Source organism: Agaricicola taiwanensis (assembly GCF_014635245.1).
Classification (GTDB): domain Bacteria; phylum Pseudomonadota; class Alphaproteobacteria; order Rhizobiales; family Methylopilaceae; genus Agaricicola; species Agaricicola taiwanensis.
Genome location: NZ_BMCP01000001.1, coordinates 623274 through 645409, shown reverse-complemented (window position 1 = coordinate 645409; position 22136 = coordinate 623274). Strand labels below are relative to the sequence as shown.

At 64.3% G+C, this 22136-nt stretch carries 23 protein-coding genes and 1 tRNA gene; 10 read left to right on the top strand and 14 right to left on the bottom strand.

The features are described 5' to 3' along the window. Positions 1-42: 42 nt before the first annotated feature. The 7 genes from infA to IEV58_RS03000 all read right to left on the bottom strand — a co-directional run bounded on the left by infA (position 43) and on the right by IEV58_RS03000 (position 4693). The gene (gene infA, locus IEV58_RS03030) at positions 43-261 is read right to left on the bottom strand and encodes a translation initiation factor IF-1 (RefSeq protein ID WP_188408212.1); all 219 of its coding nucleotides are present in this window, start codon (positions 259-261) and stop codon (positions 43-45) included. A 77-nt stretch (positions 262-338) separates the two neighbouring features. Further along, on the bottom strand, positions 339-773 hold the full coding sequence (locus tag IEV58_RS03025; RefSeq protein ID WP_188408211.1) for an arsenate-mycothiol transferase ArsC: 435 nt from the start codon (positions 771-773) through the stop codon (positions 339-341). Then, positions 770-1273: a UPF0262 family protein gene (locus IEV58_RS03020; protein ID WP_188408210.1), complete on the bottom strand. Its 504-nt coding sequence runs from the start codon at positions 1271-1273 to the stop codon at positions 770-772. Before IEV58_RS03020 ends, IEV58_RS03025 begins: the two co-directional genes overlap by 4 nt. A 49-nt stretch (positions 1274-1322) precedes the next feature. Then, a complete protein-coding gene (gene hisD, locus IEV58_RS03015) occupies positions 1323-2615 on the bottom strand; it encodes a histidinol dehydrogenase (RefSeq protein ID WP_188408209.1) in 1293 nt (430 codons plus the stop codon). Further along, a complete protein-coding gene (locus IEV58_RS03010) occupies positions 2615-3064 on the bottom strand; it encodes a DUF2948 family protein (RefSeq protein WP_188408208.1) in 450 nt (149 codons plus the stop codon). The genes hisD and IEV58_RS03010 overlap by 1 nt, the downstream gene beginning before the upstream one ends. Before the next feature lie 93 nt (positions 3065-3157). After that, positions 3158-4447 carry a UDP-N-acetylglucosamine 1-carboxyvinyltransferase gene (gene murA / locus IEV58_RS03005; RefSeq protein WP_188408207.1) on the bottom strand — a complete coding sequence of 430 codons (1290 nt, stop codon included), beginning with the start codon at positions 4445-4447 and terminating at the stop codon, positions 3158-3160. 81 nt (positions 4448-4528) lie between these two features. Continuing rightward, a complete protein-coding gene (locus tag IEV58_RS03000) occupies positions 4529-4693 on the bottom strand; it encodes a hypothetical protein (protein ID WP_188408206.1) in 165 nt (54 codons plus the stop codon). Between the two features lie 116 nt (positions 4694-4809). Between IEV58_RS03000 and IEV58_RS02995 the strand changes: the two genes are divergently transcribed. Continuing rightward, positions 4810-4884, top strand: a tRNA-Thr gene (locus IEV58_RS02995). A gap of 464 nt (positions 4885-5348) precedes the next feature. Next, positions 5349-5933 carry a hypothetical protein gene (locus tag IEV58_RS02990; protein ID WP_229729151.1) on the top strand — a complete coding sequence of 195 codons (585 nt, stop codon included), beginning with the start codon at positions 5349-5351 and terminating at the stop codon, positions 5931-5933. Between the two features lie 168 nt (positions 5934-6101). Here the strand turns inward: IEV58_RS02990 and IEV58_RS02985 are convergent, their stop codons facing one another. Continuing rightward, on the bottom strand, positions 6102-6470 hold the full coding sequence (locus tag IEV58_RS02985) for a hypothetical protein (RefSeq protein ID WP_188408204.1): 369 nt from the start codon (positions 6468-6470) through the stop codon (positions 6102-6104). Positions 6471-6835: 365 nt separating this feature from the next. On the opposite strand from IEV58_RS02985, the gene IEV58_RS18145 reads away from it, so the two are divergent. The 3 genes from IEV58_RS18145 (at position 6836) to IEV58_RS02975 (ending at position 9995) form a co-directional block, all read left to right on the top strand. Further along, positions 6836-7063 carry a hypothetical protein gene (locus IEV58_RS18145; protein ID WP_229729150.1) on the top strand — a complete coding sequence of 76 codons (228 nt, stop codon included), beginning with the start codon at positions 6836-6838 and terminating at the stop codon, positions 7061-7063. A 24-nt stretch (positions 7064-7087) separates the two neighbouring features. Next, positions 7088-7897 carry an AI-2E family transporter gene (locus IEV58_RS02980; RefSeq protein ID WP_229729149.1) on the top strand — a complete coding sequence of 270 codons (810 nt, stop codon included), beginning with the start codon at positions 7088-7090 and terminating at the stop codon, positions 7895-7897. Between the two features lie 289 nt (positions 7898-8186). Then, a complete protein-coding gene (locus IEV58_RS02975) occupies positions 8187-9995 on the top strand; it encodes an SLC13 family permease (protein ID WP_188408203.1) in 1809 nt (602 codons plus the stop codon). A 73-nt stretch (positions 9996-10068) separates the two neighbouring features. Here the strand turns inward: IEV58_RS02975 and IEV58_RS02970 are convergent, their stop codons facing one another. Both IEV58_RS02970 and IEV58_RS02965 read right to left on the bottom strand, forming a co-directional pair. Beyond that, positions 10069-10632, bottom strand: a complete 564-nt coding sequence (locus IEV58_RS02970) for a 3-keto-disaccharide hydrolase (protein ID WP_188408202.1) — start codon at positions 10630-10632, stop codon at positions 10069-10071. Then, complete coding sequence (locus IEV58_RS02965; protein WP_229729148.1) at positions 10632-11183, bottom strand: Mut7-C RNAse domain-containing protein; 552 nt, start codon at positions 11181-11183, stop codon at positions 10632-10634. The genes IEV58_RS02970 and IEV58_RS02965 overlap by 1 nt, the downstream gene beginning before the upstream one ends. 344 nt (positions 11184-11527) lie before the next feature. Here IEV58_RS02965 and IEV58_RS02960 point away from each other — a divergent pair, with 344 nt between their 5' ends. Both IEV58_RS02960 and hemA read left to right on the top strand, forming a co-directional pair. Further along, complete coding sequence (locus tag IEV58_RS02960; RefSeq protein WP_188408201.1) at positions 11528-11686, top strand: hypothetical protein; 159 nt, start codon at positions 11528-11530, stop codon at positions 11684-11686. Between the two features lie 97 nt (positions 11687-11783). Then, positions 11784-13010, top strand: coding sequence for a 5-aminolevulinate synthase (gene hemA, locus IEV58_RS02955; protein ID WP_188408200.1), 1227 nt, complete (start codon positions 11784-11786; stop codon positions 13008-13010). Here the strand turns inward: hemA and IEV58_RS02950 are convergent. Continuing rightward, positions 13007-14152, bottom strand: coding sequence for an AbrB family transcriptional regulator (locus IEV58_RS02950; protein ID WP_371873613.1), 1146 nt, complete (start codon positions 14150-14152; stop codon positions 13007-13009). The genes hemA and IEV58_RS02950 overlap by 4 nt on opposite strands. Further along, positions 14106-14576 (bottom strand): Lrp/AsnC family transcriptional regulator, encoded by a 471-nt coding sequence (locus IEV58_RS02945; RefSeq protein WP_188408198.1) that lies wholly within the window; start codon positions 14574-14576, stop codon positions 14106-14108. The genes IEV58_RS02950 and IEV58_RS02945 overlap by 47 nt, the downstream gene beginning before the upstream one ends. Before the next feature lie 126 nt (positions 14577-14702). Between IEV58_RS02945 and IEV58_RS02940 the strand changes: the two genes are divergently transcribed. From IEV58_RS02940 to pdeM, 3 genes are read left to right on the top strand one after another with little or no spacing between them, the layout of a single operon-like run. Then, positions 14703-17096, top strand: coding sequence for a thiamine pyrophosphate-binding protein (locus IEV58_RS02940; protein ID WP_188408197.1), 2394 nt, complete (start codon positions 14703-14705; stop codon positions 17094-17096). A gap of 53 nt (positions 17097-17149) precedes the next feature. Next, positions 17150-19681: a ligase-associated DNA damage response DEXH box helicase gene (locus IEV58_RS02935; RefSeq protein WP_188408196.1), complete on the top strand. Its 2532-nt coding sequence runs from the start codon at positions 17150-17152 to the stop codon at positions 19679-19681. Next, on the top strand, positions 19674-20486 hold the full coding sequence (gene pdeM / locus IEV58_RS02930; protein ID WP_229729147.1) for a ligase-associated DNA damage response endonuclease PdeM: 813 nt from the start codon (positions 19674-19676) through the stop codon (positions 20484-20486). The genes IEV58_RS02935 and pdeM overlap by 8 nt, the downstream gene beginning before the upstream one ends. On the opposite strand, the gene IEV58_RS02925 is transcribed toward pdeM, so the two are convergent. Both IEV58_RS02925 and IEV58_RS02920 read right to left on the bottom strand, forming a co-directional pair. Next, entirely contained in the window at positions 20414-21175 is a 762-nt protein-coding gene (locus IEV58_RS02925; protein ID WP_188408195.1) for a TIGR02186 family protein, read from the bottom strand. The two genes, pdeM and IEV58_RS02925, sit on opposite strands and share 73 nt — an antisense overlap. Then, positions 21172-22128, bottom strand: coding sequence for a sulfite exporter TauE/SafE family protein (locus IEV58_RS02920; protein WP_308790815.1), 957 nt, complete (start codon positions 22126-22128; stop codon positions 21172-21174). The genes IEV58_RS02925 and IEV58_RS02920 overlap by 4 nt, the downstream gene beginning before the upstream one ends. Positions 22129-22136 lie beyond the last annotated feature (8 nt).

Below are 22136 nucleotides of genomic sequence, written 5' to 3'. Positions count from 1 at the left end.
GAAAATCCTGGTAGCGCGGAGGTCAGCCTCGCCGCGCAGGCATCACTTGAAGCGGTAGGTGATACGGCCCTTGGTGAGGTCGTAAGGCGTCATTTCGACGAGCACCTTGTCGCCGGCGAGAACGCGGATGCGGTTCTTGCGCATGCGGCCGGCGGTATGGGCGATGATCTCATGATCGTTCTCGAGCTTGACGCGAAACATTGCGTTCGGCAGCAGCTCGGTTATCACGCCCGGAAATTCAAGCAGTTCTTCTTTCGACATCTGAACTCGCGATTAGGGAGAAAATCGCGCGGAACCTAACCGAATTGAACCGCTTTGTGAACGGCGCAGACGCTGAGTCAGCGAAATCGTTCCATTATGCGCTTTTTTAGCATGTCCCGTACCTGTCTGTAGGCCGCCATACGCTGGTCCCGATGGCCGGTTTCCACGGTCGGGTCGAGGGTCGGCCAGTACTCGACCTCAACCGCGTAGTGGCGCGTGAGCTCCAGTGCCTTGTGGTGCGCTTCCGGCGCCAGCGTGATGATGAGGTCAAAGCCAAGGTCCTCGATATCCTCCAGAGACTTGGGCCGGTGCCGGGATATATCGAGCCCCGCCTCCTCCATGCAGGCGACGGCGAAACCGTCGGCTTCACCAGGCAGGACACCGGCGGACTGCACATAGAGGGAGCGCCCGAAGTAATGTTTGGCAAGGCCTTCCGCCATGGCAGACCTGATGGCGTTCTGGCGGCACATGAACAGGACCGACTGGGGCCGCTTTGCCCCAGCATCCGTCATCTGCCCTGCCCTTTCCAGAGCAGCACGGAAATCAGCGTAAACAGCCGGCGCGCCGTTTCGAAATCGACTTCGATCTTACCTTTCAGTCGCTCGATCAGGAGATGCGAGCCTTCATCGTGCAGGCCCCTTCGGCCCACATCGATGGCTTCGATCTGCGACGGCATCGCCGTGCGGATGGCGGCATAATAGCTTTCGCAGATGAGGAAGTAGTCCCGCACGATACGCCGGAGCGGCGTCAGCGAGAGGATATGCGTGATCAAGGGCACCCCATCCTGCCGGTCGACGGCGAGCACTAGTTTGCGGTCGATGATCTGGAGGCGGAGGTTGTAGGGTCCCTCATCGGCATAGTCGCGCAGGACGAAGCGGTTCTTCTCCAGGAGATCATAGATGGCGACGCGCCGCTCGTGCTCCACATCGGGCGGCCCCTGCCCGATGGTGTCCTTGTCGAGGGTCACCGCGACAAGGCAGCATTTTTCATCTTTGGCGGGGCCGGTTGCCATGGGAGATCCTGATCGTCCGCGGGCAAGCTAGCGAAGTTTCATCGCGGCGTCACAGGTTCATGCGGAGGGCGACGGAACGGCCATGGCCCGCAAGGCCTTCGGTTTCGGCCAGCACCATGGCGGCCGGACCGATGGCGCGAAGCTGGTCGGGCCCACAACGCAGGATCGATGTGCGCTTGACGAAGTCGAGAACGGACAGGCCGGATGAGAAGCGCGCCGAACGCGCCGTGGGCAGCACATGATTGGAGCCGCCGACATAATCGCCGATGGCCTCGGGGGTATGGCGGCCGAGGAAGATGGCGCCCGCGTTGCGGATCATGCCGGCCAGAGCTTCATCATCGCTGGCCATGATCTCCAGGTGCTCCGGTGCCAGGCGGTCGATCAGCGGCACCGCCGCCTTCAGATCCTCCACCAGCACGATGGCCCCGTGATCGCGCCAGCTTGCGCCCGCGATCTCCTTGCGCGGCAGAAGGCTCAACTGCCGCTCCACGGCGATTTCCACCTCCGAGGCGAGATCGGCGCTGTCGGTGACCAGGATCGACTGCGCGGCGGTGTCATGCTCGGCCTGGGCCAGAAGATCGGCGGCGATCCAGTCGGCATTGCCGCTGGCATCGGCGAGGACAACCACTTCGGAAGGACCGGCGACCATATCGATGCCGACAGTGCCGAACACGCGCCGCTTGGCGGCCGCCACATAGGCATTGCCGGGGCCGACGATTTTCGCCACCGGGGCGATGGTGGCCGTGCCATGGGCGAGAGCCGCCACCGCCTGAGCGCCGCCGATGCGATAGATCTCATCCACGCCGGCAAGACCGGCCGCGGCAAGGACAAGCGGATTTAACCGGCCGTCGGGCGTCGGCACCACCATGACCACGCGCGGCACGCCCGCGACCTTTGCCGGCACGGCGTTCATGAGCACCGAGGACGGATAGGCCGCCGTGCCGCCCGGCACATAGAGGCCGACGGATTCGATGGCGGTCCAGCGATGGCCGAGTTCGACGCCGATGGCATCGGTGTAGCGCTCGTCCTTCGGCATCTGCCGCGCGTGGTGCGACCGGATCCGGTCGCGGGCAAGCGTCAGCGCCTCCAGAGTGCGCGCCTCGCAGGCGAGCGTCGCCGCGGTTATTTCATCCGGCGTCACCCGCAGCGTCTCGGGCGTCAGCTCAAGCCGATCGAATCTCGCCGAATATTCGATCAGGGCATCGTCGCCGCGCGCCCGGACCGCCGCGATGATGTCGGCGACAGCGGCATCGACGTCGGCGGAGGCCTCACGCTTTGCCGCCAGGAGGTCGGCAAAGCGCGCGTCGAAATCGCCCTGCCGGGCGTCGAGGCGCATGACCATCACGCCTCTCCGTCATTCAACGGGTGCTGCGGACAGCCTTCGCATTCCCAGGTGGGCCCGAGATCCTTCATGGCCGCCTCGACGCATTCAACATCCAGTTGCACGCAGGCGTCACCGGAGAAATGGAGCTCGATGGCGCCCGCGGGCGCATCGCCCGGCATGAAGGCGATGGCCAGCAGATTGAGCTTCCCGTCGCGTTGGGAGAGGTCGACGCCCCTGGAGCGGACGTTGGTGACGCCTTCGAAATGCACCGCCGCCCGACGACGCCGGTTGCCTTCCCCAAGCGCGGCACCCTCCCAGTCGAACCGATCCGCCGCGAAGGCGAAACGTCTCTCGCGCGGCAGGAAGGCGAAATCGGCAACGTTGAGGATCGCGTCCTGGAAATGGGCGGAGAAAACCGCGAGGTCTTCGGCATCAAAGGCCATGAGGCGAAGCGGAGTATCGGGCATGGGCGAACCGTTTTGGCGAGAGAGCGCCTTGGCTAAGTAGTTCGCGAACCTTCACTGTGCAACGGGCGCCCCTGGAAGATTGCGGATGGAAGATCAGCCGGAGATACGTTCGATCTCGGCGCCGCAGGCGGCCAGCTTCATCTCCAGCTGCTCGAAGCCGCGATCCAGATGATAGATGCGGTTGACCACCGTCTCGCCCTCGGCGACGAGGCCGGCAATGACCAGCGACACCGAAGCACGCAGGTCGGTCGCCATGACGGGCGCGCCTTTCAATTTGCTGACGCCGGTGATGAAGGCATTCTGGCCATCAAGACGAATATCGGCACCGAGCCGCGCCAGTTCCTGCACATGCATGAAGCGGTTTTCGAAGATGGTTTCGGTGATGCGCGACACGCCGCCGGCCCGAGTGGTGATGGCCATGAGCTGCGCCTGGAGATCGGTCGGAAAGCCGGGAAATGGTTCGGTGGTGACCTCGACCGGTGCAAGGCCGTGGCCGTTGCGCGCGACGCGGATGCCGCGATTGGTGTTTTCCACCGTGGCGCCGGCGGCGCGCATGACGTCGAGAGCGGAATCCAGAAGATCCGCCCGGGCACCGTCGAGCAGCACATCGCCGCCGGCCATGGCGACGGCGAGAGCGTAGGTGCCGGTCTCGATACGATCGGGGATCACGGTGTGGGTGGCGCCATGAAGGGCCGGCACGCCCTTGATTGTGATGGTCGAGGTGCCCGCGCCCTCGATCCTGGCTCCCATCTTGGTCAGGCAGTCGGCGAGGTCGACCACCTCGGGCTCGCGCGCCGCGTTCTCGATTACCGTCTCGCCATCGGCGAGAACGGCGGCGAGAAGCGCGGTATGCGTCGCGCCGACAGAGACCTTGGGAAAGCGGATCTCTCCTCCGCGAAGACCCGAGGGCGCGCTTGCCACCACATAGCCCGCGTCGATCTCAATGGCGGCCCCAAGATGCGACAGCGCCATGAGATGAAGGTCTACCGGCCGCGTGCCGATGGCGCAGCCGCCGGGCAGCGACACCCGGGCCTCTCCCATGCGCGCGATCAGCGGTGCCAGCACCCAGAAGCTCGCCCGCATGGTGGAGACAAGCTCATAGGGCGCGGTCGTGTCGATGATGGTCCCGGCGGTCAGTTTCAGGGTCTGGCCCGTCAGCGTCGTCTCGCCGGGGCGCTTGCCCTGGATGGCGATATCAACGCCGTGATTGGACAGGATGCGCTTCAGCGCCGCCACATCGGCAAGACGCGGCACATTTTCAAGGACCAACGTCTCGGCGGTCAGCAGGCTCGCCACCATGAGCGGCAGCGCGGCGTTCTTCGCACCGGAGATGGGAATCATGCCGTTGAGCGGGGCTCCGCCACGGATGCGGATTCGGTCCATATTGTCGGTCTCCTGCCGTGTCGGCCGAGGGTCATAGGGCGGCTTATCGGATCGCCGTCTCCCGCACAAGGACGCGGCCGGTCATCCGTTCTCGTCTTTCGCCGGCTGTTTCGTTCCTGCATCATGCCGCCGCGCCCGCATCTGCGCCTTCCGGCGCTTGAGATTGTCGCGCAACTGCTGCGCCAGACGGGCCTTGCGGAGCTCGGCCTCGGTGGGCTGGCGGCCTGGTTTCTCATCATCGCTCATGGGGCCTTGATGGCGCGGCAAAAAAGTTTGTGCAAGCGGTGTTGCACGAGCCGTTGCCTTGTGGCAGTTTCCGCGCGCTTCGAGCGGCCCGCCAGCGGGACGTCGATTGGCCCTTGGCTGCTGTAGCTCAGTGGTAGAGCACTCCATTGGTAATGGAGAGGTCGACAGTTCAATCCTGTCCAGCAGCACCATTCATTCTGCCGATAGCCAGCCAATTTCCGAACGTGCACGTTTGTCGCGCCAGCGGCGTGACTTAGCTGACAATCCAGGCGCGCTGAGACACCGCAGGCACCGGGTAGAGGACATATTTCCCGGGAGTATGCGGCTCCGTCTCAGGCACCTCTTCCGCGTTTTTCCAAGAAAGTTGTTCGTCCTATAATCGAGACTGGTTGTGCATAAATGGAGACCGGTTCGCAGAGCGGCTGCTTTGCGCCCCCGTCTCGGTCGTTCGCTCTAGCTTTTTGTGTTGCTAATAGCGGACGTTCTGTGAAGCCTTGCCTGCCACGCAGCTCTCCGCCTTGAAAGCTATTATCCGCCGCCGGCTCGAAAGCTAATACCATCCGAGATGACCCTCCCAAGCCAGTACCCCAACCACCATGTCCCAGTGAAATATTTCCTCGCTTCTTACCGTGCCCTCTCAGATGGTCGGACGGGGGTGCGTCTTCTCGAAGAGAAGCTGGAGAAATCTACGCGGTCGCTGCTGTCCGAATGGAAGGTCCTGTGGATTGGCACCTGCACGATCTTGAGGACCTCCATCGATCTGTTCCGGATCGACGGCGAGAGCTGCCTCGCGTCGCGTATCCGCGAAGAAATACGGGCAGAGTGGCATGCGATCAGAACCGAAAAGGAGAAGCACGCAATCTTTTGGGAGTTCCTCCGGAAGGAACGTGACAGCGTTATACATCAATATGAATGGCGAGCTTACGAGACGTGGATCAAGCCCGACGGCACGTTTCGTGGCCCCAAGCTGTCGCTGCTGATCATGGAGGATGACGACGTCGCGAAGCCGGCGATCCTCATGAACGACGGGTTTTTCCAGGGCAGGGATTCGCTAGAGCTTCTGCGCGAAGGGGCCGACTGGGTCGAGGAGCGCATTTTCTCGGCGGTGCGCCGCGCTGGGTTCGATCCCGAGGAGGCACGTAGCTTGGCCAGCTTTCTCCCACTGCCAACAAACAAGGGCGGACTTTTTGGTGACCCGAGCGGCGAGGACGTGGAAGTGGAAAAAAACGGCGGGCCATAGCGTAACCCGGAACGTCATGAGCCCAGCGCTTCTGCGCGTGGATGCGCCCCCATTCCGGTCGTTTGACGAGCTGACGCGGCCTCCTAAAGCGGACATCGTCAGATCGGAACGCGGTGACACGTATGGGTAGGCATAAGCGGAGCCGGCGCTCCGGGAGTGGACTGCCAACTAACTAGCGTGCACTTTAACCAAATCTGCATCGCCACCGATCCGCCGGCCCTCGCAGTACGGGCAGCCGTCGCGCCTTGACGTGGCTGTCCCTGCCATCAGCAGGTTCTTGAACTGGAAGATCGTCTTGGGTAAGCGTATCGTCGCCCGATCCGATACCAGACGAAACAGGTCGGAAGCGACCAGTACGGCAGCCGTCATGGAAACGAACGATACCGAGAACTCGGGCGGCATGCGGGCGACGAAGCTCTTAACGTCCCGCTCACCCATTTGCCCGCATTTGGCCTGGTCCGACGCCAGAAATGCCATCGCGGCATCTAGGTCATTCACGTTCCCCGCCAGTTCCCGGCGACGGTCCGCTTCGGACATAGCCCGCAGCGCCGCTTCCCGCTGGGCGGCTCGTGCCAAGTTGTCAGTCGGAACATTGGGCTTTGTCGATCACTCGACCTTCAGCCGAGCGTTCCGGCGGGAATTCGGGTACAGCCCGACCGAGGCGCGCGAAAGGAGCCTCGCCAGGCTCTCTGCACAACCGGTCAACATTGTCCTCCCGGAGACGACGGGAGATATCGCGTCCAGCTTGACAGCGGCACTGGGCAGCAACGGGAACAATCGCTTCGGGCCTTCGTCGCGTCATAGCCCCGCCGGCTAGCCAGCAAGCGTGAGGCATCCGGCATAAATGGAGAGACCCGGCGCCTCTCCTTTCCCTATACTGTTTTTATTCATTGAACTCGGGGATGACCATCGGCAAGCTTCATCAAGGTGCACAGATCCTGATCGCGGCCATCATCGCGATCGCCGCCCTGTCGGCGGCAAGCTCGGTTTTTGCCCCTGTCGCCTTCGCCCTCTTCATCATCACCCTGGTCTGGCCGCTGCAGCGGGGCCTCCAGACCGCGCTGCCACGGCTATTGGCGCTCGCCATCAGCATCGTGATCATGGTGGTGGCCTTCGCAGCCTTCGGCTAGCTTATCGTATGGGCCTTCGGCAGGGTGGGCCGCTGGATCGTCAGCGACGCCGCGCGTTTCCAGCTCTTCTACGGCCAGCTCACGACCTGGCTGGAGGGACACGGCATCGCGTTGGCGGGCGTCTGGTCGGAGAACTTCAACGTCAACTGGATGCTGCGCACGGCGCAGACCATCACCGGCCGCCTCAACAGCACAATGAGCTTCTGGCTTGTGGTGCTGGTCTATGTGGTCCTCGGGCTGCTGGAGGTCGACGATTTCGGGCGCAAGCTGCAGGCCATGCGGAACCGCGATGCCGGTGCGGTCCTGTTCCGGGGCAGCGCCGCCACCGCCAGCAAGATCCGCCGTTACATGCTGGTCAGAACCTTGATGAGCGTCATCACCGGCCTTCTCGTCTGGGGTTTCGCCAAACTGGTCGGCCTGCCGCTCGCGGCGGAATGGGGCTTCATCGCTTTCTCACTGAACTACATCCCCTTCCTCGGGCCGCTGGTCGCGACAGTGTTCCCGACCGTGTTCGCGATCAGCCAGTTCGGATCATGGCAAGCCGTGATCGCGGTCTTCGCCTGCCTCAACCTGATCCAGTTCATCGTCGGCAGCTATATCGAGCCGCGCGTGGCCGGGAACGCGCTGTCGATCTCGCCGGCCATTGTCCTGTTCTCGGTGTTCTTCTGGAGCTATCTCTGGGGCGTCTTCGGGGCCTTCATCGGCGTGCCGATCACCATCGCCGTCCTGACCTTCTGCGCTCAGCACCCCTCCAGCCTGTGGCTGGCGGAACTCTTCGGCTCATCTGGGAGAGATACATCGCCGGTTGCCGGCGACGCGGCCCCCAAAAACTGAGCCTGTTCGCCTCCTTCACGAGCGGCGGCGCCGCGCCTCGGGCAGATTGGGACGCCCGGGACAGAAGTGGGACAGGTGGTCGATGACCCTCAACAGGGCGAACGCTATTTTATTGTCAGCTCATCACGACTGTTTGTTTGCTGGGGATGGTCGGAGCCTGACCCATGCCGCAGCACAGGGCCCCGACACCTGAACGGCGCTCCGATACAATGGTTGGTGCGAACGCCACCACACTTGACCCTCGGTTCGACCAAGGCCGGAGCCTCCTCAGCACGGGACGACACGAACCATGAGCGCGATCGAAAGCACAGCGGTCATCACCGCCATCACGATCGCCCTCTTCGCCTGGAACAGGCTGCCGGTGATCGTGGTCGCTGTCGGCGCAGCGCTGGCGCTATGGGCGGCAGGCGCCGTCACGCTGGAGCAGGCGCTTGCGGGCTTCGGCGACCGTGCCGTGCTCTTCATCGCCAGCCTGTTCATCATCAGCGCCGCGCTCGAGAAGACCGGCGTGACGGCCTGGGCGGGGCAACTGCTGATCGCCAGGGCGGGCGAGAACAGACGCACCCGCCTCCTGATCATCATCATGACGGCTACCGGCTGCCTGACCGCCCTGATCAGCGGCGGCGGGGCGGTCGCCGCGCTGATGCCCGTCGTGGTGATGGCCTCGATCCGATTGCGTCAGTCCCCCTCGCAGCTCCTGATGCCGCTCGCCTTCTCGGCTCACGCCGGCTCCAACCTGCTGCTCACCGGCGCGCCCAAGAACATCTTGGTCTCCGAGGCGCTCGAGGATGCCGGCCTGCAAGGCTTCGGCTTCGCCGAATTCGCGCTCGTGGGCCTTCCCCTGCTTGCCGGCACGATCGCGATCATCCTGCTGCTCGGGAGGCGCTTGCTGCCGGAGCAGAGCGATGCGCGGCTGCCCGCGGATTTCAGCCGGCATGCCCAGACGCTCGTCGAGCACTATGGCCTCCGTGACGGAGTTTTCCGGCTGCGCGTCCGTGCCAGTTCGCCCTATGTCGGCATGGCGCCGACGGATGTGAACCTTATGAACGATCCGCGGCTCGAGCTGATGGCCGTTCAGGCCGGGGCATCGGCGATGCCGCTGCGCGCGGCGGCGGTGTCCGAAGGCGATTATCTCCTGGTGAGGGGCGAGGCCGAGGCTGTCGCGAACCTCGCGGCCGAGCAGCACCTTGCCCTGCGAGACGGCGCCGATGAGGAGGCTGGGCAAAGCCTCTTCAGCCGCCATTCCGGCCTCGCCGAAGTCGTCATCCCGCCGCGCTCGGCGCTGATCGGCAGCGCGATGTTCCCAGGCATGATCACCGACAGCGGCGATCTTGTCGTGCTGGCTGTCCAGCGCGCCGGCATTGATCTCAAACCTGGCGACACGCTTCAGGCCGGCGACACGATCCTGCTGGAGGGCAGCTGGAGGGCTCTCGACCTCAGGCTCGACGATCCCGATGTGTTGGTGGTCAACTCGCCGGATCTCGTCAGGCGACAGGCCGTGCCCATGGGAGTTGGTGCCGGCGTCGCCGTCACGGTGCTCATCGGTCTTGTGCTGTTGCTGGCGACCGGCGTCGTCCCGCCGGCGGTCGCCGGTCTCATAGCAGCTTGCATGCTGATCCTCGCCGGCATCGTCTCCGTCGAGCAATCCTATCGCGCCATAAATTGGACGACCGTCATTCTCGTCGGGGCGATGATGCCGCTCTCGACCGCCATGGTGCAGTCCGGCGCCGCCCAGCTCGTCGCCGACCACCTCGTCGCCCTGACGGGCGGCGCCGGCCCGCTTGTCTTCCTCGCCGGACTGTTCGTGCTGACAGCGAGCCTCGGGCAGATCATGAGCAATACGGCGACGACCATGCTGGTGATCCCGATCGCCATGGCGGCGGCCGCCGGGATGGGTGTCTCGCCGCGACCGATCCTGATGAGCCTATGCGTCGCCGGCGCAGCCTCGTTCCTGACGCCGATCGCCACCGCGACCAACCTGATGGTGATGGGCCCGGGCGGCTACAGCTTCAGCAGCTACTGGAAGCTCGGCACGCCGCTGATGCTCTGGTTCTTCGTCATGGCGGTGTTCTACGTGCCGCTGATCTGGCGTTTTTGACCGGCGCTGCTGGCTTGCACCGACATGGATGTAGGGCCGCTCGAGCCGCCGACAACGGCCGATCTGGTCATCTTCAGGTTCGCTGGGCGGGACTGATGTAGATGTTGCGGAACTGCACGGCGGAGCCCTCGTGGTGGTTCTGCAGGCCAATGTATCCGGAGCGGCGACGCGATCCGCCGGTGAGACGGCTGACCTCCTGCCCGTTCAGTCGGACAGTAACAGAGCTTCCTTGGGCCATGATCTCAAACTCATTCCACTCGCCCAGACCGCGCGACAGCAGCGCCCTGGCCGGGGCTAATTCATAAATGGCACCCGTCAGATGGAGCGCATCCCCGGTTCTTCCCGTGCGGGGATTGAGACCGCGGTCGTCGATCTGGATCTCATAGCCCCCGGCGATCGCTGGCTTCGGGCTGTCGTCCAGGGCGGGTGCGCGAAGGAAAACGCCTGAGTTGTCTTCGGGCCGGGTGGTGCGCCATTGAGCCCAGAGGGTGAAATCGTCAAAGCGCCCGGCCGCGTACCAGAACAGGCCCGAACCGCCCCAGCTCTCCACCATGCCATCGCCGATCCAACGGAAGCCGCCCGGACCGGCCATGCGCCAGCCGGGAAGGCCGGGCAGCAGCAGAGATCTCTTTTCCATCACCACACCGTGCCTTTCAGGGCCTCCTGCCCGCCGCCGGACCGGGCAGGCCGCCGCCACTGCCGCAGCTTCGTCATCATGCGTTTCACATGACTGCCGGGCCAGTAGAACCGGCCGCAGAGTGGGCAAGCGCGGAACGGGCCGCCGAGCTCGCGGGCAGACAGGGGCATCCTCTCCACCTCGTCCGGGCCGGCGTCACGAAGCGGCGTGTTATCCACGAGACAGCGCGAGAAGGGCCGCAGCATCCAATCGATATAAAGCATGGCGGCGAGACACTCCGCTTGCTGATCGAGATCATCGTGGGCCAGCAGAAAGGCTGCTGCGGCGCCTGCGGTTTCGGCGAGCCGGCGATCACGGGTGATGAGAAACCGCCCCTCCTCCTCGAGACGGCTGACGACGTCAGCGTCGCGCGTTCCTGGATCAACGGTCGCGGCGTCATAACCGGCGGCGCGAAGCCAGCGCGCAAGACCGATCAGCATCTCGTCACACAACAGGCGCATCGTCAGGATCACCACGGCTGCTGAATGGAAGGCGGCAGGGGAGGGTTCCACGACCTCGCTTGCGCGTCAAAACCGGACACGGATGCACTCGGATCTCGCGAACGGCAGCCGGAGGGTGCGGCACGAGTGCGCGTCGCAGATTTCACAGTTGGTCTTCAAGCACCCATGAAAATCGACACTTTTATGGCTGGTGGCAGATTCACAACAGTCTCGGGAAAGATCGAAAACCCGCCTTCGCTGCATTGATTTGTTTACCAGCCGCATCGTAAAAACCGGCCGCTTCGTCGCGGCGGGAGTTCTAAAAGCGCACCGCCAAAACGGGCTTTGCGGAACTTTATGCGTAGCCTTTCTGTTCAAACCGGAAAGCCGCCTGGCATTCTTGACGGAGTGGTCGGATGACCCGCCAAAGCAATCTTCTCCTCCTTTCCATGGGCAGCCTCCTCGGCACGACCCTGCTGGTCGCCTTCGGCATCCTCGGTTATGTGGTGTTTACCGACAGCGCCTTCGCAGACGCCCAGATCGGCTCGCCCTCGATCGCCGTCGCCGCCGAATAACCAGCCTCAACGCGGCACACTGTCGCCTTCTGAGAAGTTTCCGCGACATTTTACGGCGTTGGCGTTACGTTGGGCCGCGAAAAGCCAAACGTAAACGATGACCTACGACCACTATTTCCGTTCGGCGATCGATCGCCTCCATACTGAAAACCGCTACCGTGTCTTCTGCGATCTGGAACGATTGGCGGGGCGGTTCCCTCATGCCCTTCACCACGCCGACGGAGCGGCGCGGGAGGTGGTGATGTGGTGCTCCAACGACTATCTCGGCATGGGGCAGCATCCGGTGGTGGTCTCGGCCCTCATGGAGACGGCCGAGCGCATGGGCGCCGGCGCCGGCGGCACCCGCAACATCGCCGGCAACAATCACCCCCTGGTGATGCTGGAAGCCGAGCTGGCCGATCTTCACGGCAAGGAAGCCGGCCTCGCCTTCACTTCGGGCTTCGTCTCCAATGAGGCGGCGATCTCGACCATCGCCAAGCTCTTGCCTGACTGCCTCATCCTCTCGGATGAGCTGAACCATGCATCGATGATTGCCGGCACGCGCCATTCCGGCTGCGAGAAGGTGATCTTCCGGCACAATGACCTCGACCATCTGGAAGAGCTTCTGAAGGCGGCGGGCCGCGACCGCGCCAAGCTCATCGCCTTCGAGAGCGTCTATTCCATGGATGGCGACGTCTCGCCCATCGGCGCGATCTGCGATCTCGCCGAGCGGCACAACGCCATGACCTATCTCGATGAGGTCCATGCGGTCGGCATGTACGGCGCGCGCGGAGGCGGCATCGCCGAGCGCGACGGCGTGATGAGCCGCGTGGATGTCATCGAGGGAACCCTCGCCAAGGCCTTCGGCGTGATCGGCGGCTATGTGACCGGCAAACGCGATGTGATCGATGCCATCCGCTCCTATGCGCCGGGCTTCATCTTCACCACCGCCCTGCCGCCGGCCATCGCCGCCGCGGCGCAGGCATCGGTGAGGCACCTGAAAACCAGCGATATCGAGCGCAAGGCGCAGCAGGACCGCGTCGCGGCCACCAAGGCGGCGCTCGTGGCGCGGCGCCTTCCTTTGATGGCGAACGACACGCATATCGTGCCCCTGTTGGTGGGAGACCCGGCCAAGGCCAAGGCCGCCACGGACCGGCTTCTCGACAAACACCGGATCTACGTTCAGCCGATCAACTATCCCACGGTGCCACGTGGCACCGAGCGGCTGCGCATCACCCCCACTCCGTTCCACGACGATGCACTTGTGGACGCGCTGGTGGACGCGCTGGAAGAGGTCTGGACGGCGCTGGAACTGCCGCGCACCAAGGACCGGGCCGCGGCCTAAAGCTTCCTTCGGCTTTTCATGACGAGCGGCAGCAGCAGTGCGAGCCCGACGAAACGCGCCATCTGGTGGATGCCGACGTAGACAGGATCTATGCCAAGCGCAAAGGCCATGAGGATCATGGTTTCAAGCGCTCCCGGCACATAGGCGAGGAAGACCTGCTCCAGGGGAAGGCTCAAGAGGTGCGAGACGGCCAGCGCCGCGGCCAGCGCCGATGCTGTCGCCACCAGGAAGGCGCCGAAGGCCGGCACGAGGATGGCCGGCAATTCCCGCAACCTCACGTTCGAGAAGCGGCGCCCTACCACCGCGCCAAGCACGATGAACGACAGGACCACCACGAGCGGCGGCAATGGCGCCACGGCGACTTCCGTGACATGGAGCACCGCCGAGACGATGAAGGAGCCCATCAGAACCCCCGCCGGAACTCGAAGCCGATAGGCGAGGTAGGCGCCGATCGGACACAGCACCGCGAGGATGAGAAATTCCAGTAGCGTTCCCGTGCGCAGGGGCGCCGTGACCGGTGCTCCGCCTCCGATGTTGGAGACGAGCGAAGGCATGATCGCGACAAGGATGAAGACCCGCAGCACCTGAGCGATGGCGACACGCGGAACATTGGCATTGGAATCAGCCGCCATCATCATCACCACCGGCATGGCGCCGGGGATCGAGGCATAGAGCGCGGTGTTACGATCCCACCCCGCCACCTTCCAGAGGAAGAGGGCCGACAGGCCGACAATGGCGAAAACGCTGAGGAAAAGACCCAGGAGGCTGCCCGGCCAGGTCATGGCCTGACCGACGGCGTCGGGGGTCACGCCCACTCCCATGGACGCTCCCAGGAGGAGCATGGCCAGATTGACCACCGGATCCGGTGGATTGGCGCCACGGCTCGCAAGCGTCAGGATGCCAACGGCCAATGTGCCGCCGGACAGCCAAGGCGCCGGGAAATCCAGAAGAAGGAAAATCCAGCCCCCGAGAGCGGAAACGATCAGTGTCAGGAGCGCGGAAGCGATGCGGGGTGAAAAGACCGCCATGGGACTCATGGTTACGGGGGCGAGAGACGGCGCACCATGGTCTCTCGGGCCCTGGAGGTCAAATGCGCTAGACCAGTGGAAGGATGTGGCTGCGCTTGATCTGCCCGAGGGCAAAGCTTGATTCGATGGATGCAACGCCGTCGAGGCGGGTGAGCTTGTCCTTCAGGAAGCGCTCGTAGGCCTCGATGTCCTGAACGACGATCCTCATGAGATAGTCGCGCTGGCCGGTCATCAGGTAGCAGTCGGCCACTTCGGGCCAACGCCGCACCGCTTGCGCGAAGCGATCGAGATCCTCCTCGCGCTGACGTTCCAGCTTGATCGAGGCGAAGACGCTGATCGGCAGCCCCACACGCGCCTGATCGACAAGAGCCGCATAGCCCGCGATGATGCCCGCCTCCTCCATGAGGCGCACCCGGCGAGCACAGGGCGATGGCGACAATCCCACCAGCGCCGCGAGTTCCTGCAGCGTCAGCCGAGCGTTTCCCTGCAAGGCGACCAGTATACGCCGGTCGATGCCGTCGAGCGGCTGCGTTGGCATATTTTCCCTCGTGAGATGCTGTTTTTAGCTGCAGCAGCTAATTTATGTGCGTTGAACCTAATACTTTGGCCACTTTTCTCGCGCGCGCAACCCTAAGATGGGGAAACAAGATAGGGGAAACGCATCATGGACAAGCGCCTTCCTGCCCTGGTCGAACTGGAGCGCAAGGTGCTCTGGCTATCCACTTGGATGATCCATCACGCCAATCATCTCCGACCCAATGGCGACGGCATGAAGGTTGGAGGGCATCAGGCCTCGTCGGCCTCCCTGGCGGCGATCATGACCGCGCTTTATTTCGCGGTGCTCAAACCTGAGGACAGGGTCGCCGTCAAGCCGCACGCAGGCCCGATCTTCCACGCCATCCAATACCTCTTCGGGCAGCAGAGCCGCGCCAAGCTGGAAGGGTTTCGCGCCTATGGTGGCGCCCAATCCTATCCCTCACGCACCAAGGATGCCGACGATGTGGATTTCTCCACCGGATCGGTCGGGCTGGGGGTCGCGCAGACGCTGTTCTCCTCCTTGGTGCAGGACTACATCCGGGCCAAGAACATGGCTGCCGACCGGCCGGAAGGCCGGATGGTGGCGCTGATCGGCGATGCCGAGATGGACGAGGGCAATATCTTCGAAGCCCTGATGGAAGGCTGGAAGCACGGGCTGCGCAACACCTGGTGGATCGTCGACTACAACAGGCAGAGCCTGGACGCGGTGGTGCGTGACGGTCTCTGGTCGCGCTTCGAGGCGATCTTCCGCAACTTCGGCTGGGACGTGGTGATCCTGAAGCATGGCGCACTGATGGAGGCCGCCTTCGCCGAACCAGGAGGTGAGGCCCTGCGAGGCTGGATCGAGGCCTGCCCGAATCAGCTCTATTCAGCGCTCACCTTCCAGGGCGGTGCAGCCTGGCGGAAGCGCCTGCTGGATGATCTCGGCGACCAAGGCCTCGTGACGGCCCTGATCGAACGACGCTCGGATGAAGAGCTCGCCCGCCTGATGAGCAATCTCGGTGGCCACGACATGCCATCGCTTCTCAAGGCCTTCGAGGAGGCGCGCCAACATGATCGACCGGTTTGCTTCATCGCCTATACCATCAAGGGCTTCGGCCTGCCCCTCGCCGGCCACAAGGACAATCATGCCGGGCTGATGACCCCGTCCCAGATCGACGTCCTGCGGCAGGCCATGAATGTGCGTGAGGGCCACGAGTGGGATGAATTCGAAGGCCTTGGCCTGCCGGAGGACGATCTTCGCGCGGCGATCGCATCCGCTCCCTTCATCAGCCGCGGCCGCCGGCGCTACGAGGCGAAACCTGTCACCGTTCCGGTGTCGCTGGATGTGTCACTCCAGCCTGCGATGTCGACACAGGCGGGTTTCGGGCTCGTCATGCACGAGATCGCCAAAAGTGACACGGAGTTCGCCAGGCGCATCGTCACAGCCTCGCCGGATGTGACCGTCTCGACGAACCTCGGTGCCTGGGTCAACCGGAGGGGCCTCTTTGCACGCGAGGAGATGGCGGATCTCTTCAGGAAGGAGCGTATTCCCTCGACCTACAACTGGAACTTCTCGCCGCAAGGCCAGCATATGGAGCTGGGCATCGCCGAGATGAACCTCTTTCTCATGCTGTCGGCGCTGGGGCTCTCGCACTCCCTCTTCGGCGAGCGGCTGCTGCCGGTCGGGACCCTCTATGATCCCTTCATCGAGCGCGGCCTCGATGCTCTCAATTACGCCTGCTATCAGGATGCCCGGTTCCTGTTGGTCGCGACGCCTTCTGGAGTGACACTGGCGCCGGAGGGCGGCGCGCATCAATCCATCGCGACGCCGCTCATCGGCATGGGGCAAGACGGTCTGGCCGCCTTCGAACCGGCCTTCGTCGATGAGCTCGCGGTCATCATGCGCTGGGGCTTCGACTACATGCAGCGCTCCGGCGGTGAGGAGCCGGCGGCAGGCAATTGGCTGCGCGACGACAGCGGCGGCTCGGTCTACCTGAGGCTCTCGACACGCATGGTGGAACAGCCGCAACGCACCATGACACCAGAGCTTTCACAGGACATGATCGATGGCGCCTATTGGCTGCGTCGCCCAGGCCCCAACGCGCAGGTCGTCGTCTGCTACACAGGCGCCGTCGCTCCCGAGGCGATCGAAGCCGTCGGCCTGATGAGCGAAGACCGCCGCGACATCGGACTGCTCGCCATCACCTCCGCCGACCGGCTCAACGCCGGATGGAGCGCCGCCCAACGCGCGCGGGAACAGGGAGAGGCACAGGCGCGCAGCCATGTGGAGCGGCTGCTGGCCGATGTTCCGCGCAACTGCGCGCTCCTGACCGTTATCGACGGACATCCGGCAACGCTCGCCTGGCTGGGCTCGGTGGAAGGGCACAGGACCCGCTCCCTCGGTGTCGAACATTTCGGCCAGACCGGCACCGTCGCCGATCTCTACCGCCACTTCGGCATCGATGCGCAAGGGATCATTTCCGCGGCCGAAGCCATCGCTCCGGGGCCCCCGATCCGGCACCTGCGGGTGGTGAACTGAGGATGGGCAAGAGGGTCTCGCCCAAGCGGGGCACAAATCACATATAAGGAGACGTGAGCGCAAAAGCCGGTCCCCCCTCCACTGACGCGACAACCGCCCTGCCGGATCGCTTCCGTCGCTGGTTTAAAAAGCGCGGCTGGCGCCCGCGTTCGCACCAACTTGATCTGATCGCGGAGACCAAACCCGGCGGTTCGGTGCTGCTGATCGCGCCCACCGGCGCGGGCAAGACGCTGGCCGGCTTCCTTCCCTCGCTGATCGATCTCGCGGACGCGCCTGATGCGCATGGCGGGGTTCACACCCTCTATCTCTCCCCGCTCAAGGCATTGGCCGTCGACATCGCGCGCAACCTGGAGGCGCCCATCACCGAGATGGAGCTGCCGATAGCGGTCGAGACCCGCACCGGCGATACATCCCAGGCGAAACGTCAGCGGCAGAAGCTCCATCCGCCGCAGATCCTCATGACGACGCCGGAACAGCTGGCGCTGCTGCTGGCCAGCGCGGAAGCGGAATTTCTGTTCGGCAACCTCAAGCGCGTCATCGTCGACGAGCTTCACGCCATCGCGCCGACCAAGCGCGGCGATCTTCTCGCGCTCGGCATCGCACGGCTGCGCAGGCTGTCGCCGGCGCTCTCCATCGCCGGTCTTTCCGCGACGGTGAAGAACCCCGACGACCTCCGCCGCTGGCTGGCGCCGCAGAGGATTGGGGAGGAGCTTGCCGCCGTGATCACCGTGCCCGGCGGCGCCCGGCCCGAGATCATCGTGCATGAAACCTCCGAACATCTGCCCTGGTCGGGACATGCGGCGCGTCATGCCATCCCGGCGATCTATCAGGCGATCAAAGAGCACAAGCTCACGCTGGTTTTCGTCAACACGCGCTTCATCGCCGAATTCCTGTTCCAGGCGCTGTGGGAAACGAACGACGACAACCTTCCCATTGCGCTTCATCATGGATCGCTCGACGTCAACCAACGCCGCAAGGTGGAGGCCGCCATGGCCGCGGGGCGCCTGCGCGCCGTCATCTGCACGGCGACGCTCGATCTCGGCATCGACTGGGGCGATGTCGATCTGGTGGTGCACATGGGATCGCCCAAGGGATCATCACGGCTGCTGCAACGGATCGGGCGGGCCAACCACAGGATGGATGAGCCATCAAAAGCCATCATCGTTCCGGGCAACCGTTTCGAGGTGATCGAATGCGAGGCGACGCGCTCCGCGGCCATGGCCGGTCAGCAAGACACGGAGCCTTTGCAGGCCGGAGCCCTCGACGTCTTGGCCCAGCATGTCCTTGGCATGGCCTGCGCGGCACCATTCGAGGTGGCGGATCTTCATGCGGAGATCACCGGCGCGGCGCCCTATCGTCATCTGGGTTTTGAAGAGTTCACCGACGTCGTCAACTTCGTCGCCACCGGCGGCTATGCGCTGAAGAGCTACGACCGCTTCGCGCGGATCCGGCAGACCAAGGACGGCCTGTGGCGCATTGCCAACCCGCGCGCGGCACAGCAGTACCGCATGAACGTCGGGACCATCGTGGAAGCCGACATGCTTCGTGTGCGCCTGACACGCAGCCGTTCCCGCCGCTCCGGCCTCACCGGCCCCGTGTCGCGCGGCGGCCGCGTGCTGGGGGAGATCGAAGACTATTTCGCCAGCACATTACGCCCGGGCGACACATTCGCTTTCGGGGGAGAAATCCTGCGCTTCGAGACTCTTGCGGAAAATGAGGTGCTTGCCACCCGCTCCCACACGCAGGATGCCAAGGTGCCCTCCTATGCCGGCGGGCGCATGCCGCTGACGACAGACGTGGCGGCCACGGTGCGCGACATGATCGCCAACCCGGCGCGCTGGACCGAACTGCCCGGCCAGGTCCGCGAATGGCTGGAGATCCAGAGGCATCGCTCCGTGTTGCCCGGCCATGATGAACTTCTGGTCGAGACCTTTCCGCGCGCGGGCAAACACTGGATGGTCTGCTACCCCTTCGAGGGCCGCAACGCGCACCAGACGCTCGGCATGCTGCTGACGCGGCGCATGGAGCGGGCGGGGCTCAACCCTCTCGGCTTCGTGGCCAATGATTACGCTCTGACCATCTGGTGCCTGGGTGACATCGATGCCCGCATCGGTGCCGGGTTGTTCTCGCTGGACGAATTGTTCGACGAGGACATGCTGGGCGACGACCTTGAGGAATGGCTGCTGGAATCCTCGCTGATGAAGCGCATGTTCCGCAACTGCGCGATCATCGCCGGCCTGATCGAGAAGCGCTTTCCCGGGCAGGAGAAGACCGGCCGGCAGATGACCATCTCGTCCGATCTCATCTACGATGTCCTGCGGCGCCATGAGCCCGATCACCTTCTTCTGCGCGCGGCGCGGGCCGACGCGGCGAAGGGGCTTCTGGACGTCAGCCGCGTCGGCAGTATGCTCGCCCGCGTGAAGGGGCGAATCGTCCATCAGCCGCTGGACAGAATTTCGCCCCTTGCCGTGCCTGTGATTTTGGAAATCGGCCGCGAGCCGGTACATGGGCAGGCACGCAACGCTCTGCTCGAAGAAGCCTCCAGCGCCCTGGTGGAGGAGGCAATGGGATCCGCCGATGTCTGACACCGCCTGCCCTGTTCCCGCCATGCCGGGGGTTGCCGCCCGGCGCCGGGCGCAGGCGGTCGAGGTGTTGGGCCATGAACTGGTGATCGATCCCACAGGCGCCGTCTGGTGGCCGTCGGAAGCGATGCTGATCGTGGCCGATCTGCATCTGGAGAAAGGCTCCTCCCGTGCCGCACGCGGCTATCTGGTGCCGCCCTATGACACCTCGGCGGCGCTCGCGGGCCTTGTGGCCTTGCGCCAGCGCTATCAGCCGAAAGCCGTCCTCGCGCTGGGCGACACATTCCACGACCGCAGGGCCGGCGAGCGCATGGCGCCGCGCGACGCCGATACGCTGGCGAGCCTGTCGCAGGGCTGCGACTGGCTCTGGATCGCCGGCAACCATGATCGGGAAGCCCCTGCCCTCATTCGCGGGGACTGGCTTTCCGAATGGCGGTGCGGTTCGCTGGTGTTCCGCCACGAGCCGACCGCTGCGGCCGCGCCCGGAGAGATCGCCGGGCATCTTCACCCGGTCGCCAAGATCCAGGTGCGCGGACGCGTGCTGCGCTGCCGCTGCGTGGTCACCGACGGCTCGCGGGCGGTGCTGCCCGCCTTTGGCGCCTATACCGGCGGGCTCAATATCTGCGATGCGGCTTTCGAGCCGGTGATGGCACGGCAGCTGATGCGGCTCTGGATGCTGGGCGATGAGGCCGTCTACCCGGTCGGGCAGGACATGCTGCTGCCGGACCGCTCTGTTCAGTCGCGGCGGAAGGCGACACTGGCGAGCCAGCCACAGGCGACGGCGAGGAAGGCCGCGACAAAGCCATAAGTCCAGGGTCTTTCGCGCGCGACATCGGCCATGTCGGCTTCGAACCCCGCCTTGACCACTTCAAGAGCCGTGTTCTGGGTGGCGAGCAGCGCGCCGCCGGAGAAAAGCTTCACCTCCACCTCAAAGACGCCGATGGGGACATTGGCGGGAAGCGGGACCGTGGCGCGAAAAAGCGCCTCGTTCAGGAAGGTGACGCCGGTCGCATTGTAGATGTAGCGCCGCTCGATCTGCTTGAGGCGGATCAGCGAGGACCGGTTGCGAGCCACTTCCTCCGGCGGCATCCGCTTGGACACCGGCAAGGGAAGGCTCTCCTCCAGGCCCAGGCGGAGGCTCTCGCGTTGCGCCTCACCCGCGATCTCGGCGAGAGGCTTGGACGAGGAGATGGCGAGGTAATCGGGGATCTGCGGAAAGGTCAGCGAGCTCCAGTTGACCCAGAACCCAAGGATACGCTCCTTTTCACGCACCACGATATCGCGCTTGGGGCCCCGCACGGTGACGACGACGTCGTAGGAGCCGGAGCGGGAGATGGTGGATGCGTCGCGGCCGATGGCGCCGAACAGCACCACATCGGCTCCGGTGAAATTCGACCGGATGATGATGCGGTGCGAGGAGAGAGACACCGTCAAGCCTTCGGCAAGCGCGGGCGATGCCATCAGCACGAGCGCGGCTATGAGCGCCGGAAGCCTCATACCACCTCTCCTCGCACCGAATAGGAGAAGGGCTCCTCGGGCGTGGTGATGAGGTCGATGGCGAAACGCGCTCCCACGGCCAGCAGGAGGGCGGCGAGGAGGAAGCGCAGGTGTTCTCCCCTCAGCTTCTGGCCTGCCCGTGCGCCAAACTGCGCCCCGATGGAGCCGCCGATCATCAGCATCAGCGCGAGAACCGCATCCACCGCCTGGTTGGTGCCGGCATGAAGGACGGTCGCCACCAGCATGGTGATCAGGATCTGGAACAGTGAGGTGCCGACCACGACGTTGGTGGGTACGCGGAAGAGATAGACCAGCGCCGGAACCAGGATGAAGCCGCCGCCAATGCCCAGCACCGCGCCCACGAAGCCGATGAAGACGCCGAGCCCGATCAGCGGAATGACGCTGACGTAGATCATCGACCGCTTGAACCGCATCTTCAGAGGCAGGCCATGGATCCAATTGTGCTGCCCCGAGCGGCGTTTGACCTGGATGCCGCGCCGCGTTCGCAGGATCGCGCGGGCGCTTTCCACCAGCATGAGGCCGCCAACGATGCCGAGAAAGACGACGTAGGAAACGGCGATGACGAGGTCGAGCTGGCCGAGGCGGGACAGGACGCGGACGAAGACAACGCCGAGCCCGGTGCCGGCGATGCCTCCGATCAAAAGGACGCCGGCAAGCTTGAGATCCAGTGCCTTTCGGCGCCAGTAGGCGATCGATCCGGTGACGGATGCCGCAGCGATCTGGCTGGCCTCGGTGGCGACCGCGATGGCGGTCGGGACGCCGGAAAAGATCAGAAGCGGCGTCATCAGGAAGCCACCGCCGATGCCGAACATGCCGGAGACGAAACCGACCGCCAAGCTCATGCCGAGAACGAGCAGAACGTTCACGGGGATCTCGGCAATGGGCAGATAGACCAGCACGTCGGGGCCCGTTGGGAAATGGCACGGAAACACTAGAATTT